Annotated in this window: 18 protein-coding genes and 2 pseudogenes; 5 read left to right on the top strand and 15 right to left on the bottom strand. The window is 49.1% G+C overall.

Annotated features, from left to right (window positions below):
* Position 1: 1 nt before the first annotated feature.
* The 8 genes and pseudogenes from ACFSW8_RS04655 to ACFSW8_RS04620 all read right to left on the bottom strand — a co-directional run bounded on the left by ACFSW8_RS04655 (position 2) and on the right by ACFSW8_RS04620 (position 10098).
* Complete coding sequence (locus ACFSW8_RS04655) at positions 2 to 1699, bottom strand: DmsC/YnfH family molybdoenzyme membrane anchor subunit (protein WP_377090334.1); 1698 nt, start codon at positions 1697 to 1699, stop codon at positions 2 to 4.
* Positions 1700 to 1778: 79 nt separating this feature from the next.
* Positions 1779 to 2474, bottom strand: a pseudogene (locus ACFSW8_RS04650) (serine/threonine protein kinase); the annotation flags it as partial.
* 18 nt (positions 2475 to 2492) lie between these two features.
* Positions 2493 to 3521: a PP2C family protein-serine/threonine phosphatase gene (locus ACFSW8_RS04645; protein ID WP_377090332.1), complete on the bottom strand. Its 1029-nt coding sequence runs from the start codon at positions 3519 to 3521 to the stop codon at positions 2493 to 2495.
* A gap of 6 nt (positions 3522 to 3527) precedes the next feature.
* A pseudogene (locus ACFSW8_RS04640) lies at positions 3528 to 5003 on the bottom strand (NarK family nitrate/nitrite MFS transporter).
* Between the two features lie 106 nt (positions 5004 to 5109).
* A complete protein-coding gene (locus ACFSW8_RS04635) occupies positions 5110 to 6006 on the bottom strand; it encodes an ABC transporter ATP-binding protein (RefSeq protein WP_377090331.1) in 897 nt (298 codons plus the stop codon).
* A gap of 3 nt (positions 6007 to 6009) precedes the next feature.
* On the bottom strand, positions 6010 to 6903 hold the full coding sequence (locus ACFSW8_RS04630; protein ID WP_377090330.1) for an ABC transporter ATP-binding protein: 894 nt from the start codon (positions 6901 to 6903) through the stop codon (positions 6010 to 6012).
* 18 nt (positions 6904 to 6921) lie between these two features.
* Positions 6922 to 8595: an ABC transporter permease gene (locus tag ACFSW8_RS04625; protein WP_377091563.1), complete on the bottom strand. Its 1674-nt coding sequence runs from the start codon at positions 8593 to 8595 to the stop codon at positions 6922 to 6924.
* 132 nt (positions 8596 to 8727) lie between these two features.
* A complete protein-coding gene (locus ACFSW8_RS04620; RefSeq protein WP_377090328.1) occupies positions 8728 to 10098 on the bottom strand; it encodes a CmpA/NrtA family ABC transporter substrate-binding protein in 1371 nt (456 codons plus the stop codon).
* A gap of 161 nt (positions 10099 to 10259) precedes the next feature.
* Here ACFSW8_RS04620 and ACFSW8_RS04615 point away from each other — a divergent pair, with 161 nt between their 5' ends.
* The 4 genes from ACFSW8_RS04615 (at position 10260) to nirD (ending at position 15625) form a co-directional block, all read left to right on the top strand.
* A complete protein-coding gene (locus tag ACFSW8_RS04615; protein WP_377177572.1) occupies positions 10260 to 11195 on the top strand; it encodes a LysR family transcriptional regulator in 936 nt (311 codons plus the stop codon).
* Positions 11196 to 11307: 112 nt separating this feature from the next.
* A complete protein-coding gene (locus ACFSW8_RS04610) occupies positions 11308 to 12543 on the top strand; it encodes a hypothetical protein (protein ID WP_377090326.1) in 1236 nt (411 codons plus the stop codon).
* A gap of 129 nt (positions 12544 to 12672) precedes the next feature.
* Positions 12673 to 15204 (top strand): nitrite reductase large subunit NirB, encoded by a 2532-nt coding sequence (gene nirB / locus ACFSW8_RS04605; protein WP_377090325.1) that lies wholly within the window; start codon positions 12673 to 12675, stop codon positions 15202 to 15204.
* A gap of 85 nt (positions 15205 to 15289) precedes the next feature.
* Positions 15290 to 15625 carry a nitrite reductase small subunit NirD gene (gene nirD, locus ACFSW8_RS04600; protein ID WP_377090324.1) on the top strand — a complete coding sequence of 112 codons (336 nt, stop codon included), beginning with the start codon at positions 15290 to 15292 and terminating at the stop codon, positions 15623 to 15625.
* A 128-nt stretch (positions 15626 to 15753) separates the two neighbouring features.
* On the opposite strand, the gene mutL is transcribed toward nirD, so the two are convergent.
* Together mutL and ACFSW8_RS04590 are read right to left on the bottom strand one after the other, a co-directional pair.
* A complete protein-coding gene (gene mutL / locus ACFSW8_RS04595) occupies positions 15754 to 17553 on the bottom strand; it encodes a DNA mismatch repair endonuclease MutL (RefSeq protein ID WP_377177570.1) in 1800 nt (599 codons plus the stop codon).
* Positions 17554 to 17589: 36 nt separating this feature from the next.
* Complete coding sequence (locus ACFSW8_RS04590; RefSeq protein ID WP_377090322.1) at positions 17590 to 19968, bottom strand: ATP-binding protein; 2379 nt, start codon at positions 19966 to 19968, stop codon at positions 17590 to 17592.
* Between the two features lie 102 nt (positions 19969 to 20070).
* Between ACFSW8_RS04590 and alr the strand changes: the two genes are divergently transcribed.
* On the top strand, positions 20071 to 21165 hold the full coding sequence (alr, locus tag ACFSW8_RS04585) for an alanine racemase (protein ID WP_377090321.1): 1095 nt from the start codon (positions 20071 to 20073) through the stop codon (positions 21163 to 21165).
* A 148-nt stretch (positions 21166 to 21313) separates the two neighbouring features.
* Here alr and ACFSW8_RS04580 read toward each other — a convergent pair whose 3' ends face one another.
* The 5 genes from ACFSW8_RS04580 to trxB all read right to left on the bottom strand — a co-directional run bounded on the left by ACFSW8_RS04580 (position 21314) and on the right by trxB (position 26054).
* Positions 21314 to 22018 (bottom strand): DUF3109 family protein, encoded by a 705-nt coding sequence (locus tag ACFSW8_RS04580; RefSeq protein WP_377177568.1) that lies wholly within the window; start codon positions 22016 to 22018, stop codon positions 21314 to 21316.
* A 1-nt stretch (position 22019) separates the two neighbouring features.
* On the bottom strand, positions 22020 to 22499 hold the full coding sequence (locus ACFSW8_RS04575; RefSeq protein ID WP_377090319.1) for a rhodanese-like domain-containing protein: 480 nt from the start codon (positions 22497 to 22499) through the stop codon (positions 22020 to 22022).
* Positions 22500 to 22586: 87 nt separating this feature from the next.
* A complete protein-coding gene (locus tag ACFSW8_RS04570; protein WP_377090318.1) occupies positions 22587 to 23399 on the bottom strand; it encodes a helix-turn-helix transcriptional regulator in 813 nt (270 codons plus the stop codon).
* A 12-nt stretch (positions 23400 to 23411) separates the two neighbouring features.
* Positions 23412 to 24944 carry a YifB family Mg chelatase-like AAA ATPase gene (locus ACFSW8_RS04565; RefSeq protein WP_377177566.1) on the bottom strand — a complete coding sequence of 511 codons (1533 nt, stop codon included), beginning with the start codon at positions 24942 to 24944 and terminating at the stop codon, positions 23412 to 23414.
* A 156-nt stretch (positions 24945 to 25100) separates the two neighbouring features.
* On the bottom strand, positions 25101 to 26054 hold the full coding sequence (trxB, locus tag ACFSW8_RS04560) for a thioredoxin-disulfide reductase (protein WP_377090316.1): 954 nt from the start codon (positions 26052 to 26054) through the stop codon (positions 25101 to 25103).
* Positions 26055 to 26074: the final 20 nt, after the last annotated feature.

Here is a 26074-nt window from a genome sequence, read left to right as displayed (position 1 = left end):
TCTAGTGGGTATGTACTGGGCTCAGTTCGCCGGGCATTTTCAAGGTGACGACAGCTTGAAAGAAGAGACTCCGCTCAAACCATTCTCCCATTAAGATAATCGGCAAACATAGAAGGCTGATGGGCGCGTAAAAAAGCCCAAGCGTGAGAACCAATGAGGCAGCAACAAAACATGCCCAGCGCAATTTTAAGAGCCCACTCAACGACTTCAATTGAATCAGCGCACTCTTCTTTGCAAAACTCCACTCTGCATTCCTAGCCGGAGTGATCAATAGAGCCTCAATCAACATCTTTACCAACACGGCCACTGTAAAACCAATCACACTCCATGAGCTCGACACACCATGCAACAATACCTCAACTGCCACCAATCCTGCAAAGCCACCCAGCACAGTCGTACCGACAAAGCGACTCAACGTCTTGGCGAAACTCCAAAATTCCCGCTTAGTATCCACGTACACCATCACTGAGCAAAACACACTCACCAAGCCTAACACTACAGCTACAGCTCCCGTCAGCGAAACTACCATAGCAGGCATTTCAAAACCAAAAATCTGTGGGTACATAGATTGAATCACTGGGTACCACAAAAAAACTGCATACCCGATCAAAGCTGGCATCCAAGCCCCAAACAAAACCACCTCGCGACTCAACCAAGAAGTCTTTAAACCTAAGAAAACACGCCACGCTCCCAGAGGGCTACCCAGATGCAGCACGCTCGCCAGCAACCCTGCTCCACCCAACACCACCGCTAAGACAGAGAGACCGAGTGATAGACTTGAAAAATAGTTAGGTGCAAACATGCGACCTAACACATCAACTACTGACAAGCCCACAGCCACCTGAGTCAGCATCAACATCCAAACCAATGGCACATGGTTATGCGCTGGACTTAAATCCATAGCATCCGCCGCTACCATCTTCTCACCTAAATCACGCTTACTTCTAAATGCTGTCGTCGGCAGAGTATAATCTGAGCGAAATGCCCCAGCCACAATACTCCCACCACGCATCCCTTCAGCGCGCTTCTCCTCAACCGACACTAGCTGGATAGAAATAGCCCCATTGGGACAGGATTGCACGCACGCAGGCGCCTCGCCCTCATCAAGCCGCTCATGACACATGTCACATTTGCGCACAATGCCAAGAGCATCGTCATACTTAGGCACATCGTAGGGGCACTTGAGTGAACAATACTGACAACCGATGCATTGATCATCGAGATGCTTCACCACCCCTGTGTTTTCGAGTTTCTCATAAGCACCCACTGGACAACCACTTAAACATCCAGGATCAAGACAATGGTGGCACGCTGAGGTCACAGTCTGTTGCTCAGCCACACCTCCAACAAGCCCACGAATCGTTCCAATATCTCGCCACGATTCTTTTTCCTTAAGCCCATTCAAACTGTGACAAGCAACCACACAGGCCTTGCACCCCGTGCACTTATCCATATCCACTTCGAATGCATACTGTTCACCCGTGGATGGTTTGCGAATGGGAATTAGATCCTTGTAGTACTTCTCTTGAATCGGGGTACTGGCATACTCATGCTTTTGGCTAAACCTCTCGACAGCACTGAAAGTTCTCTGCTCCTCAAGCAACTGATCAATGAGAGTAACCTCACCAACATCACCTTCGGAGAGAGCTGCCGGTGGAGCCACTCGGTCATCAACATGCCCTTTCTCAAGTCCTGCCATACCCATCACCCAGCAAATTGTGTGCCACCCAAATCCAGATTGATGAGTACAATTTCAACCAGACTATGAACACTATTCATCAAAACTTCAGAAACAACACCAACACAAGTAGCACAAACAAAACAAAAGATAAGGCCTTCCAAAAACGCAAAGGATCACGCTCCATCAATGGTAAATGACAGCTTTCAATGTATTTCGGATTGGGCTCTTTTAAATCACCCACAAACTCACTCATGCTATCGTAGCGCGCTTCAGCATGAATGCTCAACGCTCGCTTCAGCACCCCATCCATCCACACTGGCACTATCGGAGAATGCTTATAGATCGGCGTGTAATGTAACTCACTAAAATCGCGGTAAGTCCGTGCCTTCCTCCACCTCTCACCATAAGGGCACTTGCCACCAGAAAGTAGATGGTAAGCAATCATCGCAATAGAAAATTGATCCGAACGCACACCAATAGAATCCTCAATTTCTAAACGGTATTCAGGAGCTGTAAAATCGATCGTACCAAGCGCTATCGGCTGTTCACCACCTTTCCCATGCAAGCTCTCAACCCGACATGAACCATAGTCAATCACCACAGGCCGCTCTCCCTCCCTTAGCATGATGTTATCCAACTTCAGATCCTGGTGAATCGTCTCCTTTCTATGCAAAGCCCTCACCCCCGAAATCACCTGCTCAACAATACGCACAATCTTCAAGGTGTCTACCTCCCCATTCTGCGCTGCCAACCATTCAGCTAAAGTCTCCCCCTTAACTTCCTCCATCAAATAGTAAAGAAACGTTGGCTTCTAGCTACGCTCAACCACACTGATCAAATTTCTATGATCAACCCTGCGTCCAATCCACTCCTCAGCGATAAAGCGGTCAATGTATGCCGGATCGTCCTGGAAATTTGGCGACGGTGTCTTCATCGCAAAACACTCTCCACTCAGCGGATCCACCACCCTGTATACCTGACTCCGGGCACTTTCGAAAAGAATTTGCTCCACCTCTAAACCATCAATCTTCATCCCCGGATACAACAGCGGCGGAAATGGACGCTCCCGTAAAAATCGCTGCATCTCCTCCTGACTCGCCTCCGGAACACTGTCCACCCTCAGCACCATAGCCGTCAAATTATCGTCACTCCCCTTGAGCAACGCCTTCTCAACAAGAGCTTCAGCTCCTGAATCTAACGAGTCATGACCACCTAAGACCTGAACAATCTCACTATCGCGCAACCAACCGTGCACACCATCCGTCGTAAGCACAAACACATCTCCTTGCTCAAAGCCCACCTCACGATAATCAACCTTAGGATTTAAATTCAACCCCATTGCCCTCGATAGATAAACTACCCCTCTCGCTACCTGTGTATTGTGATCATTGGTTAACAACTCTAACTTCTCATCCCGCAGCCGATACACTCGCGAGTCTCCAATGTGAAATATGTGAGCAGTGTTAGATGCCAGAACAATCGAGCTATGCGTAGATAAATACCCCTTTTCTTTCGCCAACCCTTCACTGTGCCCCTGACTGTAAAGCCAGCGGTTTAGCGCATTCAGCACCCGCTGCCCAGAGGTCTTGACCGACCACGAATCAGGCGTACTGTAATAATCAAATATAAAACTACGCACGCACATACGAGCAGCCATTTGCCCGCCGCTGGCAGCGCTCACTCCATCAGCGACAACAGCTGCAATACCTTTCGTATACGATGAAACCGCGTCGGGCACCTCAACCCCAACGCAGTCTTCATTTTGCTGTTTTAACCCCGCTCGGGAGCATTGACCCACCGAAACCTTCAGCGCTGATTCGATGGGTGCTGTCGTAATCATAAATTCTTAAGAAACTTCAATAAGCTCCACTGAGCCATCCGGCATCACTTCCGCCGTATGCCCCGCTGGCTCTTCTAAGAAATAGGTTGCAATGAAGCCAATAGAACTTGAGCCAGCAATGATCAAGAAGAACGTGGAAGCATCAACAAAAGAGAAAATAGTTAAAAACACCACGGCTCCAACATTTCCATACGCTCCAGCCATGCCAGCAATCTGACCCGTCACGCGGCGTTGCACCAATGGCACCATAGCAAATACCGCCCCTTCACCAGACTGAACAAAGAAAGAACACATCATGGTTGCCGCAACCGCCACCGGAATTGCCCAACTGCTATCAATCTGGCTCATCGTGAAATAACCAACCGCCAAACCTACCATGAAGATCATCATCGACTTTCGACGACCAAATTTGTCCGAAATCAAGCCGCCTGCCGGGCGTGCTACCAAATTCATAAATGCAAAACCAGAAGCTAACAAACCAGCCTTCACGGGTGACAGATCGAAAGTCTCCATAAAAAACAATGGCAACATAGAGACTACCGCCAACTCTGACCCAAAGGTCACAAAGTAGTTAAGATCTAATATAGCAACTTGCTTGAACTTATATCGAAACATCTCAGGAACCCCACCTTCTTTGAGCATAGTCTTGTTCACACGGTAAATTTAACTCACCTGAAAGACGAAAAGACATGCGAGTGCCAGATATATCACATTGACCACACTTTGAGTCAGCAGCTTCACGCCAGCAGGTGAAAGCTTCCACGCTAACACCGCAAGCGCCGCATACATGGGCACCGTCATAATCAATAAGAAATAGAAATCGCGTCGATCACTCACCTCCATGCCACCACTCTTCTTCGGCTTAAAGTAAGTCGCTCCCTCAGGCGTATCACGCGCAACAATGTAATAGAACACACCATAACTCGATGCGATAACCGCAGTACAATAGAGTGCATACCTCCACCCATTTTCACCTCCAAACGCCAATGCAATGGATGGAATAGCCATAGCCGCAGCCGCAGAACCAAAGTTCCCCCAACCACCATAAATCCCCTCAGCGAGACCAACTTGCCGCGCCGGAAACCATTCACCCACCATACGAATACCAATTACAAAACCAGCCCCAACAAACCCCATGCAAAAACGCGCAATCGCAAGTTACTCGTACGATTGAGCCGATGCAAACCACGCACACAAACCACCAGACGCTAACAACAACGTACTGTAAGTTTTGCGAGGCCCCAACTTATCAACCAGCATCCCAACAATCACTCGGGACGGTATGGTCAATGCCACATTCACAATCAGCAATGCCTTCCATTGCGCTTTAGTTAAATCAAACGCCTCCGAAATAATTTTACCGAGAGGTGCATGGTTAAACCAAACCACAAAGGTGATAAAAAAAGCCACCCAAGTAATGTGTAGAGTACGAATGCTCGGGTCCTTCAGATTGAGTACATTGAGTTTATCAGTGTTGTTCACGCTCTACATGAAAGCAATGCATATGCTAGATCCCGTCCAGACACAAAAACACGAATCATGATAAACATGATTCGTGTTCATGAATAAAACTTATTGGAGGAAACTACTAAGCGACAACCCCCATCGCCTTATCAGCGAGATCTTGAATTTGCTCTTTGTGCATGAATCCCATTGTCTCACCACCTGAGAAAACTCGAGTCCCCCCCTTGATATGAGATCGCTGCTCCAAGAAGGCCAAGAGGTGCTCTCGATACGTGAAAAACTTCGGATCGTTAAAAACCTCCTCCCGGTTCCTAGGGCGCGGAAAATCAATTTCTAAAATCTCCCCCAAGCCCGCCCTGGGACCGTTAGACATCATCACACAACGATCCGCCATGAAAACCGCCTCATCCACATCGTGAGTCACTATCATCGCAGTAAGCTTTTCACGCTCTAAAATATCAATGATCACATCCTGAAGCTCCATTCGAGTCAGTGAGTCGAGGCGCCCAAATGGCTCGTCTAGCAAAAGCACCTTCGGCTGCAGAGCAATTGCCCGAGCAATCCCTACGCGCTGCTGCATCCCACCAGACAACTCACGGGGATACTTTTTCATAGAGTCTGCCAAGCCCACAACTGATAATGAATGCTCAACTATCTGTCGCTGTGTTGCCTTATCCACATGCGGGTACACATTCTTCACCCCTAGCATAACATTGCTGTATGCCGTCATCCACGGCATCAAACACGGCGCCTGGAACACAACAGCACGATCAGGACCTGGACCATCAATTTCCTTATCCCCCACGATGATTCCACCACCAGAGATCTCATTCAATCCAGCTAACATCGTCAATACAGTCGACTTGCCACATCCAGAGTGGCCAATCAGAGAGATAAACTCACCTTCCTTAATGTTGAGGTTAAAGTCTTCCACAACCCGAAATGGATCGCCATATGGATTTGGATATTCCTTGATGAGGTTCGATATCTCAACAAACTTCGAATTCGTTTTACTAGTCATGGCTTAGGCAGATTTGTTGCTAGAAACTGGGTTTTGCTTAAAGGTCGGCGCCAACACCGGTGGCGCAAAACTCTTAGGAACCACTTTAGGCATCGGAATGATCTCTCCCCCCAACTTCTTACTCTCCTTGTTGAGCCCCATCATGAAGCTCGTAATCTCAGACTTGAGCCGCATAAACTCAGGGTGATCATTTAAGGTGTGACGATCGCGTGGACGGGCCATATTGACCGTAAATTCATCAGACAATGTCGCCCCAGGACCCATAGTAAGCGGCACAATACGATCAGCCATCAACACCGCCTCATCCACATCATTGGTGATCATCACCACAGTGCGCCTATCCTTCTCCCATATGTTGAGAATCTGATCCTGTAACTCCGAGCGTGTTAGCGCATCCAGGGCTGAAAGCGGTTCATCCAACAAAAGAACTTCTGGGTCGAGCGAAAGCGTACGCGCTAACGAAGCACGCTGCCGCATTCCTCCAGATAACTCATGCGGCTTCTTATCGAAGGCGTGATCTAACTTCACCATTTTCACATAGTGCTGAGCACGCTCTCGCAGATCTTTTTTAGCAATCTTAGGCTCCACTGCTTTGATCGCGAGCTCAACATTCTCCACCACACTTAACCAAGGTAACAAAGAATAGTTTTGAAACATCAACCCAAGATCAGGCCCCGGCTCCTTAACACTCTCCCCCTTGAAGCACACATCCCCAGTCGTAGGTTTCTGCAAACCTGAAAGCAAGTTCATCAAGGTGCTCTTACCTGCACCTGAGAAACCAATCACAGCCACAAACTCATTCTCTTTAACCTTCAAATTAAGATCGGTAAGTACGTCTGTACGGTTCGATGGCGGACCAAAACTCACCGACGCGTTTTCTATCTCTAATATAGCCATTTCCTTAACCCTTCTAACTTAAACACTCACAGAACCTTCAAATGTCACCATGCGCTGAAACACAATCATGATACGGTCGAGAATCAACCCAATGATACCTACTAAAAATACAACCACCATCATCTTAGCCAAGGAGTCAGAAGCCCCATTGTTGAATTGATCCCACACAAACTTACCAATCCCCTCAGAGGATGAAAGAAGCTCTGCAGCAATCAACACCATCCAACCAACTCCAAGAGAAATCCTCAGACCTGCGAAGATCAATGGAAGTGCAGATGGAATCACAATCTTGAATAGTCGTGAGAAAAAACCAAGCTTCAGAACTCGAGCCACATTCATGTGATCCTTGTCGATCGATGCCACTCCCAATGCTGTGTTAGCCAATGTCGCCCAGAGTGAACACAGCGCGACAGTCACCGCTGACGCTATGAATGCCGGGTTAATCTTGTACTCACCTAAAAATGGAAGATCCCACAGAAACTCAATGAATGGGTTGTTATCAGGGTCCGGAATCAAACCTGAAACAATGATCAATGCAATCGGCAACCACACAATCGGTGACACCGGCTTAAAAATGGCAATAAATGGTGTCATTGCCGCCATAAATGTAGAATTAAGCCCACAGAGGATACCAATGGGAATCGCGATCGCTGTACCAATGATGAAGCCCGTAAACACACACAGAATCGAGCGCTTCACCTGGTACCAAATCGTCGCTGGTTGCGCATACTCTGATTCTTCCATCTTCCCAAGGCGTGATTCAGCTTTCGCTATAGAACGCGCCTTGTCATAAGCAGCCTTACCTGTAAGCCCCAAGAATTCCTGGTTACTCTCGCTAATCTTCCCTGTTGCAGATTCAATTTGAATTGCCTTATTGCGATCACCTAACAGCTCTATCTGCTTCTTCAAGAATTGCTCTTCCTCTGCAGCCAATGTCTGCTCCAGGAGAGCACTGGCGACTGCTGGGCTCTTCACCTCACGTATCTTATCAATCTCCTTCTTAAGAGCACTAAGCTCTTCCTTCTCAGCATTGTATAACTCCTCTGCTGCCACCACTTCTTTAAGGTACGCATCATACGCTGCCGCATCCCCAGCCGGCAACTGATCAGCCTTGGCTATCAAGGCCTCCTTTCGCTCAGCAGCTGCAACCTTATATTCCTCTTTCTTTGCCTTATAATCCTTATCAAGCGGCTCTATTAGCGCTTGCGTCTCAGCATCCACAGCTTCCTTAGCCTCGGTGACCGCAGCATTAGCATCTGCAACCTTAACCTTAACAGCTTCTAACTTCTGCTCGGACGCAGCCAACCTACTCTCACGTTCTTCACCAGTGAGCTCATAGGCCACCTTCTTCATTTGCTCGCGCTCCGCATGTGTATCAATCGCCTTGTACCCACTCCATGTCTGAGACGGGTTAGGTAGCGTCCCAGACTTTGTCTGAATACTCCCCGATGTCACATGCCACAAAATAAGGAAGGCGATCACACCAAACACTGGAACCAAAATCCATTGGCCAATCTTTTGTAACTGCACCTTAGGCTCCTCACCGTAACACAAACGCACCACCGGCGCTAAAAAGGTCAAACCAGTGAGGTCGATCAGCTTGAGTAGACTGTATTTTATCTTTGTTAGAAACTTCATGAGATACTTTATCGAGTTGGCATACTCATCAGCAAACTCCAGACCATCAGCCATTAGTTCCACTCATGATTGCAGTGAATCGAGCTCCACCCCCCGAAAACAACCTCCTCCCTAGCAAAAGACAAAATGGGCCACCCCAATTGGAGTGACCCACTTTATTTTGGTAATGAATAACAGATGGCACCGTTAGGATTCAGGATCCTTCAAGCCTATGGTGTGACTATTGAGGTACTTCACTGGCTCCTTACCATTGTACTCAACTCCGTCGATAAATTCAGTTGTAGGCGCCTTGAAACCATCGGTATCCCATGGGAACAATTTCTCCTCTACCTTCCCTTCCTCAACCAACATTTTTGCAGCCTTCAAGTATACTTCAGGCTTATAGACACTTTTTGCGGTCTCAAAGTACCACTCCTTGCTCTTAGGCTCGGAAATTTGCCCCCAGCGACGCATCTGCGTAAGAAACCAGATGCCATCAGAATACCATGGGTAGGTTGCAAAATCTTTAAAGAACACATTGAACTCAGGCATCTCCCGCTTGTCGGTCTTCTGAAAATAAAAGTACCCAGTCATGGAGTTTTTGATCACGTCGTAGTCAGCACCCACATAATCAGAACGCGACAAAATACGAGCCGCCTCCTCACGGTTCACAAGCTTGCCATTCGCATCCTTCTCATCAAGCCATTTGCCAGCCAAGATTAGCGCCTTCGTCACAGCGAGGTACGTTTGTGGATTCTCGTCAGCCCACACCTTGGAGACACCAAACACCTTCTCTGGGTTATTCTTCCAGATATCGTAGTTAGTAGTGACTGGCACACCGATCCCTTTAGAGACAGCCTGTTGATTCCATGGCTCACCCACGCAATACCCCTGAATATTACCTGACTCGAGGGTCGCTGGCATCATGGGTGGCGGAGTTACCGACAATTCGACTTGCGCGTCGGTACGACCTCCAACGTCACTCTTAGTGTACATCCCTGGATGAATGCCTGATGCCGCTAACCAGTAACGCAATTCGTAGTTGTGCGTGGATGTAGGAAACACCATACCCATTTGCAGCTTCTCACCCTCATCGAGCTTTTCTTCTACAATCGGCTTCAAAGCAGCTGCAGAGATCGGGTGCGGTGGCGTATCCGTATCAAGCTTAGAGTCATTCTCCTGCATCTGCTCCCAGATATTATTAGATACGGTAATCCCATTACCATTGAGGTCCATCGTGAAGGCTGTGATAATGTGCGCTTTTGTGCCAAAACCGATGGTCGCAGCCAATGGCTGACCTGAGAGCATGTGCGCTCCATCCAAGTCACCTGAAATCACATTATCCAGAAGCGTCTTCCAGTTAGGTTGAGCAACCACATCTACCTGCAGCCCCTCGTCCTCAAAGAACCCTTTCTCCTTAGCAATCACGATCGGCGCACAGTCAGTGAGCTTAATAAATCCAAACTTCAAGGCGTCCTTTTCCACGTCTAGTTGCTCAGCATACAGCACCGAACTAGCGCAGCCCCCCACTAATAGAGCGAGAGTTCCAACTTTTTTGATAAACGAATGCGTCTTCATAATTTGTAGTCACCCACCATTCAGCACCGACCGTGCCACCCACCCCCATGTTCAGACCATCATTTCGATGAAATTGATTCATCATGAAATCTGGTACGCATTTTGCTGAATCCCATTTACCCCCCACCCTACCAATTGAAAATTCCTCCAACCACCTCGCCATGACACTACCCGAAATTAGACAGCTCAAAATCTTCATCGCTCTGGAGGAAACCCGTTCGTTCACAGCTGCAGCGAACAAAAACTTCATCACCCAGTCCGCCGTATCCCACTCAATTAAGTCACTTGAGAAACAACTCGATTGCTCACTGATAGAGCGCATGGGTAAACGCATCACCCTCACCCCCTATGGGGAAGTTTTCCTCCACCATGCCAAACGAGTCATCAACGAGCTGGAAACCTCACTCACCAAAATTGAAACACTCAAACACTGGGGGTATTCATCGATCCGCGTCGGCGCATCAGACACAATCTGCCAGTACATCCTCCCACAAGTGCTCAAAGAATTCGCCAAGAAGCACCCAAAGTGTGAAGTCACCGTTGACCTTGGCGACACTCCCGAGATGCAAAAGAAATTAGCACACGGAATGCTAGACCTCGCCATTGGCATCCACCTAGCTCCCGCTGATAATAACTTCATCTTCACACCGCTTGCCGAAGACTCACTATGCTTCATCACAGCAAGCGACCATGATTGGGTTTCTCGACAAACGAACCGCGGCGGCTCACTAAAAGATGTGCGCCTCATCGCCTATAGCGCTGAAAGCGAAACCATGCGTCTCATCACAAAACACTTCAACGACAACACCGTCAAATACCGCCACCCCCTCACCCTCGGCAACATGGAGGCCATTAAAGAAATGACTATGCAAGGGCTTGGTGTCGGAATCGTTCCACCCTGGGTTGCTAAACGGGAATTCACCAGCGGCAAACTCATCGCCCACACTATCTCAAACCCTGCACCTAAACGCTCCTGGGGAATCTTCTCCAACAGCGGAAAAACCTTCTCACTTCCAGAAGAAGATTTCATTTCCATCTGCAAACTTGAACTCAATAAAGCAATCCACAGTGGGCGCGAGTTAGAACACGCTATTTAAACTCCATCTCACTCCCCCCAACACAAATATGAATTATCTTCATTAATGTGATGCACCCAACGCGGCCCCACACTCAGGACTTTGGCACATCCGTTGCTGAACCTGAGCCGTTATGAATAAAAAAATTCTATTCTCACTGACTGCCCTCACTCAAGCGACTGCTATCGCAGGCACACCTGTTGAAACACCTACAGAAACCACTGAAGATTGGTTTAAATTCTCTGTAGAAGCACGAGCTCGAGTGGAGCAACGTAAACAACAGGGCCTCGATAACTCATGGGCTGGAACCTTCAGAATCCGCCCAGGATTCTACCTCGGTAAAGAAGAAGGCTTCGCCGCCTTTGCACAAACCGAACACACACTCGCCTTCATTGACGATTACCAAACTGGCACCCCTCAATCCTCGCGATTCACCCCCTACACCCCCGGAAACACCCCTATCGCAGACCCTGAGAACAACGAACTCAATCAGCTCTACGGTCAATATAAAGGCTATGGAGCTCTTGCTAGAGTCGGCCGTCAACGCCTCATCTACGACAATGCTGCATTCATCGGCAACGTAGGCTGGAGACAGAATGAACAAACCCTTGATGCCGGTCTCATCGACTACGGCAAAGACGCATTCAAAGTTAAATACGCCTACGCTAACCGTGTGAACCGCATCTTTGGAGCAGATGCAGCAGGCCCAGTGAAAGCACTCAAAGGTGACGCCCATCTCTTCAATGGATCCTACAGCTTCGGCGAACACGCCTTCACCGGCTATGTCTACCTCATGGACTTCTCAGAGCTCCAGTTCGCTCGCGCAAGCAATAATACCTACGGTGGCTTCTTCGACTTCGATGTCTGCAATGGGAAACTCCACACCGAGTTCGCCTACCAAACCGAAGCTGGCAACCAGGCAAGCTATGAGGATGTATACGGTCACGCTTTCTACGCAAACAAAGTCAGCAACTTCTCCTACAACTTTGGCGTAGAATACCTCGGCCAAGACTTCGTAACACCTCTGGCTACGGTTCACGCATTCAATGGTTTCGCTGATGTATTCATCGCCGATAGACTGGGCCTAACCTCAGGATCTAACCAATGGAATGGCCTCACTGACTTCTACGCCACCCTTGGAACTAAAATTCCTGGCGACATCGCACTCAAAGGCTTCGTACACGGCTTCTTTGATAAGAATGTCGACCAATTCTACGGATTCGAATTCGATGCAGTCGCCGCAAAAAAACTTCGAGACGACCTCAAAGCCATCGCTAAATACGCCTACTTCTTCGGCGACAATGACGCCCAAAACAAGTTCGACGACAATGTTGCTCAGTTCTCCGTAGAACTTAACTACACCTTCTAACCACCCCCATTCTCTCCGAGAGAGGCACATAAACCAGAAACAGCATTCACCCGATTCATGACTCCGATTCATGGGTCGGGTGTTTTTATGGCACGTCACTTGCTCAACTAAGATCAACGAAGCACATTTATGAAAGAAAGAATCATTGTTATCGGCAACGGTATGGTTGGCTACAAATTCTGTGAACGACTCATAGAAAAAGATACCAACAAAAAATTTAAAGTCATCACCTTCTGCGAAGAACCACGCCCAGCATACGACCGCGTCCACCTCTCAGAATACTTCTCAGGTAAGTCCGCCGAACAACTCAGTATGTCACCACTCGATTGGTACGAGAAAAATGACGTAGAGATTCATATCGGTGAGAAAGTCACCCAAATCGACAAAGAAGCCAAACGCGTCATCTCTTCCTCAGGTAAGGTCATCGAGTACGACAAACTTGTCATAGCCACTGGCTCATCACCCTTCGTCCCACCAGTACCCGGCATCGATAAACAAGGAGTCTTCGTCTACCGCACAATCGAAGACCTCGATGCCATGAAGGAATTTTCCACAAACGCAAAATCCTGCGCCGTCATCGGCGGTGGCCTCCTCGGTCTCGAAGCTGCCAAAGCAGCCCAAGACCTTGGCCTCAAAACTCATGTCATTGAATTCGCTCCCCGCCTCATGCCAAGACAGCTCGATGAGACTGCAGGCATTCTCCTTAAGGACATTATTGAGGAACGTGGCATCAAGGTGCACCTGAGCAAATCGACATCTAACATTACAGGTGACACACATGTCGAAAAAATGGAGTTCGCCGATGGATCTGAGCTCAAGGTCGACATGATCATTGTCTCAGCAGGCATTCGCCCAAGAGATGAACTCGCTCGCGAGGCATCCATCACCGTTGGCCCACGCGGTGGAATCGAAGTCGACAGCTACCTTCTAACAAGCGATCCTAATATCTTTGCCATTGGTGAATGTGCACTCTACCAAGGAATGATTTATGGCTTGGTCGCCCCTGGTTACCAAATGGCTGACGCTGTCAGTGACCTCCTCATGGGTAAGGAAGCCACCTTCGAAGGCGCTGATATGTCCACAAAGCTAAAACTCATCGGTACTGATGTTGCTAGCTTTGGAGCCATTGAAATCCCTGAGGGTTCAAATGCACGCGAAATCATTATCAATGACACCCACAACAAGCTCTTCAAAAAGCTAGTCGTATCTGAAGATGGTAAAAAACTCCTCGGTGGAATCCTCGTTGGTGACGCCAGCGCCTATGGCTCACTCCATCAAATGTATATAAATGAAATGGAGATCAAGGGTGACCCAATCCAGCTCATCCTTCCCGCCTCCGACGGTGAACCTGCTGGAGCAGGCGTCAATGACCTTCCAGACACCGCACAAATCTGTTCCTGTGAAGCGGTGACCAAAGGCGCAATATGTGGCGCCATCGAAAAGGGTTGTTCCTCTGTCGCTGAACTCAAAGCCTGCACAAAGGCTGGCACTGGTTGTGGAGGGTGCGTCCCCCTCATGACCGACCTCTTCAAAACCAAGATGAAAGAGTCGGGAGTGGAAGTGAGTGATCGCCTATGTGAACACTTCGACCTCTCGCGTAAAGAAATGTACCAAGTCGTGCGCGCCACGGGCATCAGATCGTTCAATGAGTTATTAGAAAAGCATGGCTCAGGCTTGGGTTGCGAAATCTGCAAACCGGCAGCCGCCTCCATCCTCGCATCAGTCTGGAATGACCCCATTCTTAATAATGCCCCGCTACAAGACTCTAACGATGCTTTCCTAGCCAATATCCAACAGGATGGCACCTACTCCGTCATCCCTCGTATTCCTGGTGGTGAAATCACCCCTGACAAACTCATCGTCATTGGCGAAGTCGCTAAAAAGTTTAACCTCTATATGAAACTTACTGGTGGTCAACGCATCGACCTCCTCGGAGCACGCGCCCACCAACTCCCAGCCATTTGGAGAGAATTGATCGACGCTGGATTCGAATCAGGCCACGCATACGGAAAAGCACTCAGAACCGTCAAATCATGCGTAGGCTCCACCTGGTGCCGATTCGGAGTACAAGATTCTACCACCCTCGCTATCGACATCGAAAAACGCTACCGCGGAATCCGTTCGCCCCATAAGCTCAAATCCGCTGTCTCTGGTTGCACACGCGAATGCGCTGAAGCACGATCCAAAGACTTTGGGATCATCGCTACTGAAAAAGGTTGGAACCTCTACGTCTGCGGCAACGGCGGGATCACTCCCCGCCATGCCGACCTCTTCGCTACCGACCTCGATCGCGAAACACTCATCAAGTACATCGACCGCTTCCTCATGTACTACATCAAAACTGCCGATAAGTTGGAACGCACCTCAACCTGGATGACAAAACTCGAGGGCGGCCTCGAACACCTTCAAGATGTCGTCATCAATGACTCGCTCGGAATCTGCGAGGAACTCGAAAAACAAATGGCTCACCTCATCAATACCTATGAATGTGAATGGAAAAATGCCATCGAGGATCCAGAAAAACTCAAACGCTTCAAGCATTTCCAAAACTCTGACGATGTAGACGAAACCGTCGAATTCGTTGACCTCCGTGGCCAGATCTGCCCCGCCCGCCTCAATGAATCCACTGAAGAAGAATCCGGCGAGCTCGCTAATGCTTAGTTATAAATGTATTGAATGCCACTCAGCCCCGTCACTGGACAAAGCAATTTATCCACACGCTCTAACACAATAACAAATCAATCTCATGATCACTCAAACCACTTGGACAAATGTCGGCCCAGTCGAGAACTTCCCGCTCCACCTCGGGAGCTGTGTAAAAATCGGTTCGAAACAAATTGCCATCTTCCAACTCCCAACCCAACAGAAATGGTATGCCGTCCAAAACTACAATCCGCAAAACCAACGCATGGTACTTTCACGCGGACTCACTGGTGATGCCGATGGCACCCCCATCGTCATTTGCCCGCTTCACAAGTACCGCTTTGCTCTGGACTCCGGCACTTGCCTTACCGACGCAAACTATTGCTTGGATACATTCCCCATCAAAGAACAAGATGGTGCACTCCTAATCGAAGCATAACATTCTTCACCACCCGTCGTGCTGTCGGCATCACAGCATTTTGCCTAATATGCGCCTAACTCTATCACATAGGGTTAGGCGCTTTTTTTCACAGAACTATAGCGCTCAAACGCTCATCCTGAACCGCCCTAGCTAAACTTGCGCTCAATCTCCTTGAGAGAAATATGCACTAATGTCGGACGTCCGTCCGGAGTACAATAGGGCAAATCACATTCAAATAGCTGCGCTAATAAATGCTCAGCACCCTTCCTTTGGCAAACTTCATTCCAAGCGGCACGCTTCGCTAATTTTTCAGCAAAAACCTCAAAAGCAAGTGACTTCCCACGCTTCCCTCCCACCGTCTCGACTAATTCATCAATCAAGGACATCACAAAGGCTCGCGGATCCTTGGCGCTCAACACTGCTGGCATACTGCGCACTTGAAGCGTACCGCCACCAAATGGCTCAACCCGTATCCCCGCTTCCGTAAAGTTCTCCAGATTCGTCATGACCACATCCAAATCATGAGCATCCAAGTCGATCAACTCAGGAACTAACAAACCTTGAGATTCAATATCATCAACATCCTCCCCAGCAAACCCCTCATAGACAATACGCTCACGCGCCGCCTTAGGATCTAGCAATACGAGACCATCTTCGCCCTGTAGCAGGAGGTATCTATCGTGCAGTGTCGAGAGTATCGTAAATTGCGGTCCAACACTTTTCTCGACTTCGACCAATTCTTGCTGCTTCACAACAGGTGTCCTGACAAATGGCTTGGGAGCCTCAGTCCGAGGCTTCTTCACATCAACCACCTTCTTCACCTCCTCAGCTGGTTCATTTCTTACCTCCACAACAGCCCTAGACACCTCCTCCGAGGGTTTGGGGCGAACAGGTATAGCGTCCCCAGTCTTGCGTGAGATAATTTTGGGGGCGCCACGCAATGCAGCTGGCTCTACAGGCACAGAAATTGCCTCCTCGACCGCACTCAACACTAACTGTCGCACCTCTAAAGGCTTATGAAACCTAACCTCCTTCTTCGCTGGGTGCACATTCACATCAACCAATGACGGATCCATCTCAATCCACAACCAGGCAGAGGGATTCAAGTTGTCTGCTACCGCCCCTTTGAAGGCATCCTTCAAGGCTCTGCTGATAGCGGGATCCTCAATCGGCCTCCCATTTAAGAAAACAAATTGCTGCCTCCTTCCCTTGCGCGCAAATTCAGCCGGCAATACATAGCCGTGAACCGCCATCCCGTACGCTTCCTTCACAGGAACCTCAATTAACTTTCTGCCAGCCTCACCACCCGCAATCCCAGAGATGCGCGTGCGCTTATCAGGCGTGGAGGGTAAATCAAATACCGTCCGACCATCTTTGCGCATCGTGAAACGCACCTCTGGCCATGCCAACGCATGCAACTTCACTTGATGTTCAACATGCGCACTCTCAGTAGACTCCGCCCGCATGAACTTCCGCCGCGCAGGCACATTGAAAAATAATTGCCTCACCTCAAACACAGTACCTGCCTGTAAGCCCGCCACCTTCACTTCTTTCACAATCCCACCATCCACAATGACCTCCGTCCCTTCCACCGCATCATGCTCACGCGTGGCCAATCGGAACTTTGAGACAGATGCTATACTCGGCACAGCTTCTCCACGAAATCCCATCGTCGTGATAGCTGAGAGTTGCTTGGCATCTTTCAATTTACTCGTAGCATGCCGCTCCAAGCACATCAAAGCATCCTCTTTCCCCATTCCCGATCCATCATCCGTCACCTTGATCAAACTCGCTCCCCCCTTCTGAATCTCCACCTCCACCGAGCGCGCACCCGCATCCAGAGCGTTCTCAACCATTTCCTTAACCACGCTGGCAGGACGCTCTACTACTTCCCCCGCCGCCACCTGGCTTGCGAGCACATCCGGTAATATCGAGATCTTTGGCATCGGCCATGAGACTGGCAGCCATCCCCCCAGAAACAATCACGAACTTCCGAAATCCTCAGTCCCAATCCAACCCAACCCAACCAGCTCAATATGAATATCTTTCTTGTACGGCTTCACCGTCACCACTTCTACCTCCAGAGCAGCTGGGTCAAACTTTCGTTCTAATGCTTCAATATCCATCCTCAAATCCTCACGTAATTCTCTCATCGCCTCCTCCACTTCTACCACCTTCACCTCAGCTCTTTCTACATCACGCTGTTGCTGTATCGCCCTGCTAGCAGATCTTGCACTCGCTGCACCACCGCGCAGTGATCCCCCACGACGCTTTGATCCTAGCAAAGCCCCAAACAAAGTATCCAAAACTCTTGAGCCCGCATCAATCTTTGCCGATTGCGCCTGCGCTCGCTCTCTATCCAATGTTGCTATAGCCCTGCTCAGCTGGCCTGATTTGCTGCGCAGCTTAACATCAATCTTCTCCTGAAGCTTCTCTATCGCCATGTCTCTCTCTTCGCGCGCCCGATGCACTAAACTCCCACGAAATGCGCCTTCTTGCGCCCCAATATCAGAATAAGAATCTAACAAAGGAGCGTACAATACTACAGCACGCTCACTTCGATAGATTTGCTCCTCCCAGTCCTTTTCAAGAGTCTGATAGTTAGAACGCGACATAGCATATCCCGGCAACGGCTCAAATGTCCCACCCGCCTCCGGCTCCTTAGCAAATTCCTGTGGTGGCACATCAAGCTCACTCTCCCAATCAATTCCATCCTCACCAATAGGGTTGATCACGCGCAACACACGCTCCCCCTCAGCTCCAGACTTACGATGGTGAAAGTACACTTTCGCCTGGCGTATCAGATAAGGACTGTATTGCCCGCCCCCTGAAAAATAACAATCCACGCCACTTTCAACATGAGGCGGCAACTCTAAACTCGCACTAATCGCTTTCCCCTTTGGCAAACGCATCTCCCTTTTTACCTCATTCCAACACTCTCGCTTCGCATCCATCAGGCTCTGAATCTGCCTACGAGTCAGTGGCCCACAAAGGTAGTGCATCACCCAACGAACGTGAAACAATAGAGGCCCAGATGCATGCACATTATGCATCAGAAAAACGCGCTTCCCTAAGCCAGAAAGTAATTCCTCCATCTGTGCTCTATCAAAGCCCCCTCCTGCTGAGGATGCTCCCTGAAGCCCGTCTAAAACTCGCATCTTGTCACGTTCAGTCTGTAGTCGCCCAAGCCACCATGTCCCAATATTCGAGAGCGCCTTATAATCCAGATCTACTGGATTCTGCGTAGCTAACAATGCCCCCAAGCCAAAAGCGCGACCTTGCTTGAGAATTGTCATCAATGGCTTCTTGCTCGCAGGATTTGCTGTCGGCGGAAGATATCCATAAATCTCATCCATGTAGAGTAAAGCGCGCAGACTCGTGGTGCCACTCTGCCTCCTCATCCACGACAACATCTTGTTCAGCAACAAACTCACAAAAAACATCCGCTCACTGTCATCTAAATGCGCAATCGAAAAAATCGATATCCTCGCCCTGCCATCACTTTGGTATAAGAAGCGATCAATATCCATACTAGGACCTTCCATCCACGCGCCAAAACTCGGCGATGCCAACAAGTTATTGAAGCGAACTGCCAGCTCTTGGCGCTTCTTCCCAGAACAATAAGAATCCAAATCAATCACCCCAATTTTATCAAAAGGTGGGGACAGAATAGCCCGAATCACCCCCTCCAAACTAAGGCTCATTCCACGCTCCCAATAATGAGTGAAAAGCTTCCCTAATAACACTGACTCAGGACTCTGAGCTTCATCAACATCAAGTCCTGCCAATGCTAACAAGGAACTCACAGTGCTCTCCACGTACTCGGCATACAACTCACCATCATCTATGACCTCATGAGCTGGTGGTGATAAGTCACCTAGCAATGAGACAGGCACCCCAGCCTGACTACCCGGCGTGAAAATAGTAACATTCACGTTCTCTTTAAAATAGCGCACCCGATCCGCTGACTGCCCCCATTGCTCCAAACCTTCTTTCCACATTGTTGCCACTCCCTCCGCATACTCTCCTACATTTTCTCCCTTTCTCAGAGCATCCTCCTCACTCACCCAGGGGCGGAAATCTTCTCCCCTAAACTCCGGAAAACTAAGCATCAAATTCGCAATATCCCCCTTTGGATCAATCACGATCGCCGGGATATTATCCATACCCGCCTCTTCTAACAAGCTCATGCACAAACCAGTCTTACCTGAACCCGTCATCCCCAACACCACACCATGGGTCACTAGATCCTTCGAGTCGTACAATACAAGTTCCTCACTCACCTTCCTCGATGGATAGTCCCACTCCTTGCCAAGATAAAAGGCTCCTAACTTTTCAAACTCTGACTGTGAAATATCCATCCTCTAGCAATACGTCCACTCCCTCAGTGCTGCAAGAAAACTCATCTTCCATCTCACTTACTGCTTTGCAAATTCGCCTCGATTGCCTCCAATAACACTATCTTGAGTCATTCAATAACAGCACCACCTCGAGCATGGGCAGAAATTAACCTCAGCGCTCTACTCAAAAACTTAGCCTTTATCAAACAGCACTCCAATCAAGCTGTCATGGCCGTTCTAAAAGCCGGTGCTTATGGACATGGTATCGAAGCCATCGCTAGCGCCCTCGATAACCAAAATCTCGCCTACTTCGGCGTAGCCAGTGTCATCGAAGCTCGCAAACTCACACAGGCTCAAATCAATACCCCCATCTACCTCCTCGGACCCACATTCCCAGAGGAACGACCAGAAATCGTCCACAACCGCTGGACCCCCTGCATCTCATCCATCGATGAAGCCGAACACTTTAACCAACTCAATTCAGGAAACACTCCAATTGTAGTGCACATTACAGTCGATACTGGCATGGGCCGCGGCGGCTTCCTCCCGATGGCTCTGCCAGGAGCAATCAGCCGTATCCAACAATTACCTAACATTCAAATTGAAGGAATTGGCTCCCACCTACCAAGCGCGGATGAAGACCGTGACTTTACACTCAAACAATTTGCTAGCTTTGAAGCCGCTGTAAGATCAAACAAGGCAAAGTATATCCACCTATCTAACTCTGCTGGCCTTCTCGACTACTCTAACACTGCCACCAACCTCGTACGCCCCGGGCTCATGCTCTATGGTATTTCCCCCATCCCGAAATACCAACACCACTTAAGCCCCGTTATGACGCTCAAGTCACGCGTCTCCCTCGTACGCACCCTGCCCGCTGGACATGGCATATCCTATGGCCGCGACACCATTCTCGATCAGGACACACGCGTGGCCACAATTGGAATTGGCTATGGCGATGGCTACCCACGTGCCGTTTCCAACACCAATGCAAAAGTGCGCATTCGCGGCACATTATGCCCGCTCCTTGGTCGAGTCACCATGGACCAAATCATGGTCGATGTCAGTAAGCTCCCCGATTGCACCCCAGGAGATGAGGTCGAATTGTTTGGCCCTAACATCCTTGTTTCAGACATAGCAAAAGCAGCAAATACAATCCCATGGGAGGTCCTCACAGGAATCACCCCCAGAGTCACACGCACTTATACCACTTCGTGATTCAAATGTGACTATGATGATTATGAGGGGGGTAATTGGAAGGCGATGATTGAAGAGTCCCGCACGCGCGGGATGACTCAGCTGCCAACGCAACGAGGTGCCAAATCAGCCTAAAAGCACGCCATTTTCTTACACAGATCGGTTGATTTCACCCATCAAGTGAATCGTACTCGATCACTGGTGCGCTTAACTCGGCATAAAAATCCCGCCCAGCCAACTCACTGAGTGCACGCAATTCCGCTTCGAGCACCTTCCAAGCAACTTGCCCGTCTTTTTCAGCTCTGCCACAGTGCGTACATGACGCAAAGCCCGGATAGTCATCAGCCTTCTGTGGGTCGTTATCAATGCTCACCAATGTCAGCACCGGCCTAGGCCGCTCAGCCGATTTGGGCAAAATAACTAATGGATGAATCCAACAGGTTAACGGCTTCAAAAACCAATCACCAAGACCATCTTCCATACACAAGCGCTGAATACCACAACGACCCTCACGGTCTAAAAACACACAGCGGCTGCGTTCAAAATGCTTCGGAAAGTCAACAGCCAATTCACCCTCTTCAGTAGGCCTTACCTGAGTCTTACGCGCTTTCCCACCTCTCACACTCACCACCACCTCGTCTGGCAAACGTAATCCATAACCCTCAAAACGCTCCGCTTGTGTCTCGACTAACCATTCCACACCGCGAGCCTCTTCCTCAGATAAATACACCCCATCATAACAACACGTAGCCGAACAACGTGACAAACTACAAGGCTTCAACAACACCTCAAATGCGGCGTGATCCACCAATGCTTCCATCAACTGCATCTTCAAGCCTGCAGCTGTCTCGTGATAATGCGTTATTCCCGACACCTTAATTGAGCCCACTCATTTTCCATAACTCCCAACCACCTTTAAAAACCCTCACATTATAACCGCGATTGTGTAACTTCGACGCCATCACAAACGAATCCTTACACTTCTCACTCTGACAATAGATAACTATTACCTTACCTGAGGATTTTGCAGTATCTAACACCCCCTTAGACTCCTGATAACTTTTATCAAAGGTCTTCAAAGGCAAACTGTGCGCCCCCTCAATATGCCCTAAATTAAAGAAAATAGGCGGCCGCGTATCCAATAGAAAAGCCTGACCACCTTGTTGCATCTCAAAAACTTTCTCGATAGGTATCTCTAAGGCGCGGTACTGAGAGATCACTTCTTCATTCTTTTTCTCCTTCTTTTCCTCCACCACTGGATCAACCGATTCTACCCTCTCTTCCTCAGGCTGAGCACATTGGCTGAGAATAAACCCACCCATACCCAGTGCGATCAATTTGATACATGCTTTCATGAACCCAAGCATATACCACCCCCAACACTACGAGCAAGCCGCATGATTAATACGCACTCACACATTTTCTATCAGGACATACCTCTATCACACACCATCCCTGAAACGCTTCAACAACTCCGCTTGCGAGTGCACCCCGTAAATACGATAGAGTTCTTTGATATACCCAGATACTGTATTTTCCGAAATACCTAATTGATTTGCGATCTCCTTGCGCACTCCCCCAGATAACAATAAATTGAGTATCGTGCGCTGCCTGGGGCTGAGATGCTCCGATCGCGCGTGATCACACAGACTCAAGCTCGCCTCGTGCTGATGAAACCAGTCAACTTGGCTAAGCATCAAATCCATAAGCCTTCTCTCGCGTTCCTCATACAGCGGTTTCTCAAAGTCTCGATAAAGAGCCGCAATACTCATAGAGCCATCCACCATCACCCTTGCTGATAACACTAAGGGTGCAATGTTAGCCGCACGCCATAACGCATAAACATCCTTCTCATAAAACTGGTGATCAGGGTCTATCTCCTGCCTTAGTCGCGTCGTCTGCCTTCCTGCTTTCCCCATAACCTCCTCAATAAATGGCGCATTCAACTCACCCATATCCGCATGCTCAATCGCTTGCAAATACCAAGCAAATCGATCCTCCTCAAAACCACCATGGATGAAATCAACAGCAACAGGCTTATCTCCTGGAACCATCGGCGGCAACAAAGTCCAAACCCAACAATCACTCTGCGTCAGCATCGCTAACTCACGCATCAAACGCACCTTCTTCTGTCGCACTGTTCCATCGAGTATAGCAACCGCACTCATCGCGCGTAGCACACATTCTACATCATGCACGAACTCTCCACCTCCGACCCCTCGTTCACTCACCTCCTGTTTTACTACCTTTTCCATACTCAATTCTCTTCAACTTAACTTTCTATCAAGCGTTCTATACTGAACTGCCTCCATAATGTGGTTCACCCCTATCGATTCCACACCCTCTAAATCAGCCAATGTCCGCGCCACCTTCAATATACGAGTATACGCCCGCGCTGAAAAATGCAGCATCTCCATCGCTTGCTCCAAATACGACACCCCCTCATCATCGAGATGACAATACCTTTCCAACAAACGACTCGGCAATTGGCTGTTGGAATAAACCCGCTCATGCCCAGCATACCGTTCACGCTGCCGTGACCTCGCCGCCACCACTCTCTCCTTAACCTCCGCAGAAGACTCACCTCCTTGCTCATCTCTGAGCTCCTTAAACTCCATCAAGGGAACCTCCACATGAATGTCAATTCTATCGAGCAAGGGCCCACTAACCCTCTGACGGTACTTCTCAATCTGATAGGGTGAACAACGACACTCTCGCTTCACATCACCGTAATACCCACAAGGACATGGGTTTAGCGCAGCCACAAGCATACACTGGCATGGAAATCGCACCGACCCAGAGGCCCTAGAAATACTCACACTCCCATCCTCTAACGGCTGACGTAGCACCTCTAATGTCTGCCTCTTAAATTCGGGTAATTCATCCAGAAATAACACCCCATTATGCGCCAAACTCACTTCGCCAGGCCCCGGGTGCGTCCCCCCACCCAATAAGCCAGCATCTGAGATGGTATGGTGCGGAGATCGGTAAGGCCGCGTCACTTTAAACCGCCCATTCAGCTTCCCCGAAATCGAATGAATTTTCGTCGTCTCGATCGCTTCCTCTAAACTCATGTCTGGCAAAATACCAGCAACGCGCTTTGCAATCATTGACTTACCAGTCCCAGGTGGCCCTACCATCAATAAATTATGCCCTCCCGCTGCCGCCACCTCCAATGCTCTCTTCACATGAAACTGCCCTTTCACGTCACGCAAATCCTCTACAAAATCTGCACTTCCTCCATCGATAAAACCTTGTAAATCGCGCTGCTCAGGCACCTCTAGCAGCTCACCTATCACTAACAACCAAGCCTGATGCAAACTCTCAACTCCATAGACCTCTATTCCCTCTACCACCGCTGCCTCGGCAGCATTTTCAACAGGCACAATCAAGCGCGTACGTCCCTGCTTCTTAGCTTCCATAGCTATCGATAACACGCCCTTTACGGGTCTCACCCCTCCATCTAATGCTAACTCACCAACCACACAATAGCGCTCCGGATGCGGCAACTCTCGCTCCATCCCCACTGCTGCCATCGCTAAGGCTATCGGCAAATCAAATGAAGGCCCTTCCTTCCTCACATCTGCTGGTGCCAAATTGATCGTAATCAAACCATTCCCAAAATATAACCCACTATTGCCTATCGCACTCAATACTCGCTGCGAACTCTCACGCACCGCAGCGTCAGGCAAGCCCACCAATGACATGGTGAATTTCTCGCGCTTAACGTGATTCACCTCAACCTCTACCTCAAGCGCATCCACTCCCCTCAAAGCCGCAGAATAGAGTCGCACTAACATAGTCCTTACTCTAACAGACGGCAGCATCACCATGCAAGCCATTCGTTGCACAAACCACCACCTAAAAACCTATAACACCTCATCAGGTAACAAAAAATGGCGTGCAAGTAGATCCACTTGCACGCCATGAAATTGACTAAAACTTCTGCGATCAGCTTAGAGGGCAGCGATGTAGTGCTCAGCTTCAAGTGCTGCTGCACAACCTTGCCCAGCCGCAGTAATCCCCTGACGGTACACAGTATCAGCAATATCTCCCGCAGCAAAAATCCCTGGAGTCTTTGTTGCGGTCTTGCCTGGAATCTGCAGAAGATAACCGCTCTCGTCCTTATCTACGAGAGCATCACTCAAGAACGTGCTGTTTGGATTGTGACCAATCGCCATGAACACACCCTCTACCGCTAGCTCAGAGCTGCTTCCATCAACAGTATTCTCTAACTGCACGCCGCGTATGCGGCCGTTGTCATCAAGTAGGTATTCAGTGACTGTGGAATTCCAAACAGGTTCGATCTTCGGATTATCAAGAGCTCGTTGCGCCATCACCTTAGATGCTCTCAATTCATCACGACGGTGAATCAAGTACACTTTGCTTGCAAACTTTGTAAGGAAAGTAGCCTCTTCTGCGGCAGTGTCACCACCACCTACCACTGCCACTGGCACATCTCGATAGAAAGCTCCATCACACGTTGCACAAGCAGTCAATCCTGCTCCGCCTTTTACCAGATCCATCTCACCAGGAAGACCGAGGTAACGCGCTGATGCACCAGATGCAATGATCACAGTCTTCGTGTTCCAGCTCATAGTCTCAGCGCCAAAAACCTGCTTCGCATTGACAGTGAAGCTCTTGTCTTCGTTCTGTTCAACACTAGTAACTTCCACACTATTTTGCACACGAGCCCCAAACCTCTCAGCTTGTTGCTGCATTTTTTGCATCAACTCAGGCCCCATAACACCATCTGGAAACCCGGGAAAGTTCTCCACATCAGTAGTGGTCGTAAGTTGTCCTCCCGGCTGTGAACCTGTGAGAACCAATGGGCTGAGGTCTGCACGTGCTGTATAAATCGCTGCTGTGTAGCCAGCAGGGCCTGTTCCGATAATGATTACGTTCTCCATATATCTCGTGTGAGTAAAAT

It is taken from the genome of Rubritalea tangerina (assembly GCF_042683245.1).
Classification (GTDB): Bacteria; Verrucomicrobiota; Verrucomicrobiia; order Verrucomicrobiales; family Akkermansiaceae; genus Rubritalea; species Rubritalea tangerina.
Note: the sequence above shows the minus strand (reverse complement) of the source record. Positions and strands in the feature narration are given on the sequence as shown.

What these genes read in the sequence shown, in the direction of transcription:
- ACFSW8_RS04655 (WP_377090334.1), bottom strand. Translation starts at nt 1,699, where the DNA reads ATGGCAGGACTTGAGAAAGGGCATGTTGATGACCGAGTGGCTCCACCG.
- ACFSW8_RS04645 (WP_377090332.1), bottom strand. Translation starts at nt 3,521, where the DNA reads ATGATTACGACAGCACCCATCGAATCAGCGCTGAAGGTTTCGGTGGGT.
- ACFSW8_RS04635 (WP_377090331.1), bottom strand. Translation starts at nt 6,006, where the DNA reads ATGACTAGTAAAACGAATTCGAAGTTTGTTGAGATATCGAACCTCATC.
- ACFSW8_RS04630 (WP_377090330.1), bottom strand. Translation starts at nt 6,903, where the DNA reads ATGGCTATATTAGAGATAGAAAACGCGTCGGTGAGTTTTGGTCCGCCA.
- ACFSW8_RS04625 (WP_377091563.1), bottom strand. Translation starts at nt 8,595, where the DNA reads ATGGCTGATGGTCTGGAGTTTGCTGATGAGTATGCCAACTCGATAAAG.
- ACFSW8_RS04620 (WP_377090328.1), bottom strand. Translation starts at nt 10,098, where the DNA reads ATGAAGACGCATTCGTTTATCAAAAAAGTTGGAACTCTCGCTCTATTA.
- ACFSW8_RS04615 (WP_377177572.1), top strand. Translation starts at nt 10,260, where the DNA reads ATGACACTACCCGAAATTAGACAGCTCAAAATCTTCATCGCTCTGGAG.
- ACFSW8_RS04610 (WP_377090326.1), top strand. Translation starts at nt 11,308, where the DNA reads ATGAATAAAAAAATTCTATTCTCACTGACTGCCCTCACTCAAGCGACT.
- nirB (WP_377090325.1), top strand. Translation starts at nt 12,673, where the DNA reads ATGAAAGAAAGAATCATTGTTATCGGCAACGGTATGGTTGGCTACAAA.
- nirD (WP_377090324.1), top strand. Translation starts at nt 15,290, where the DNA reads ATGATCACTCAAACCACTTGGACAAATGTCGGCCCAGTCGAGAACTTC.
- mutL (WP_377177570.1), bottom strand. Translation starts at nt 17,553, where the DNA reads ATGCCAAAGATCTCGATATTACCGGATGTGCTCGCAAGCCAGGTGGCG.
- ACFSW8_RS04590 (WP_377090322.1), bottom strand. Translation starts at nt 19,968, where the DNA reads ATGGATATTTCACAGTCAGAGTTTGAAAAGTTAGGAGCCTTTTATCTT.
- ACFSW8_RS04575 (WP_377090319.1), bottom strand. Translation starts at nt 22,499, where the DNA reads ATGAAAGCATGTATCAAATTGATCGCACTGGGTATGGGTGGGTTTATT.
- ACFSW8_RS04570 (WP_377090318.1), bottom strand. Translation starts at nt 23,399, where the DNA reads ATGGAAAAGGTAGTAAAACAGGAGGTGAGTGAACGAGGGGTCGGAGGT.
- ACFSW8_RS04565 (WP_377177566.1), bottom strand. Translation starts at nt 24,944, where the DNA reads ATGTTAGTGCGACTCTATTCTGCGGCTTTGAGGGGAGTGGATGCGCTT.
- trxB (WP_377090316.1), bottom strand. Translation starts at nt 26,054, where the DNA reads ATGGAGAACGTAATCATTATCGGAACAGGCCCTGCTGGCTACACAGCA.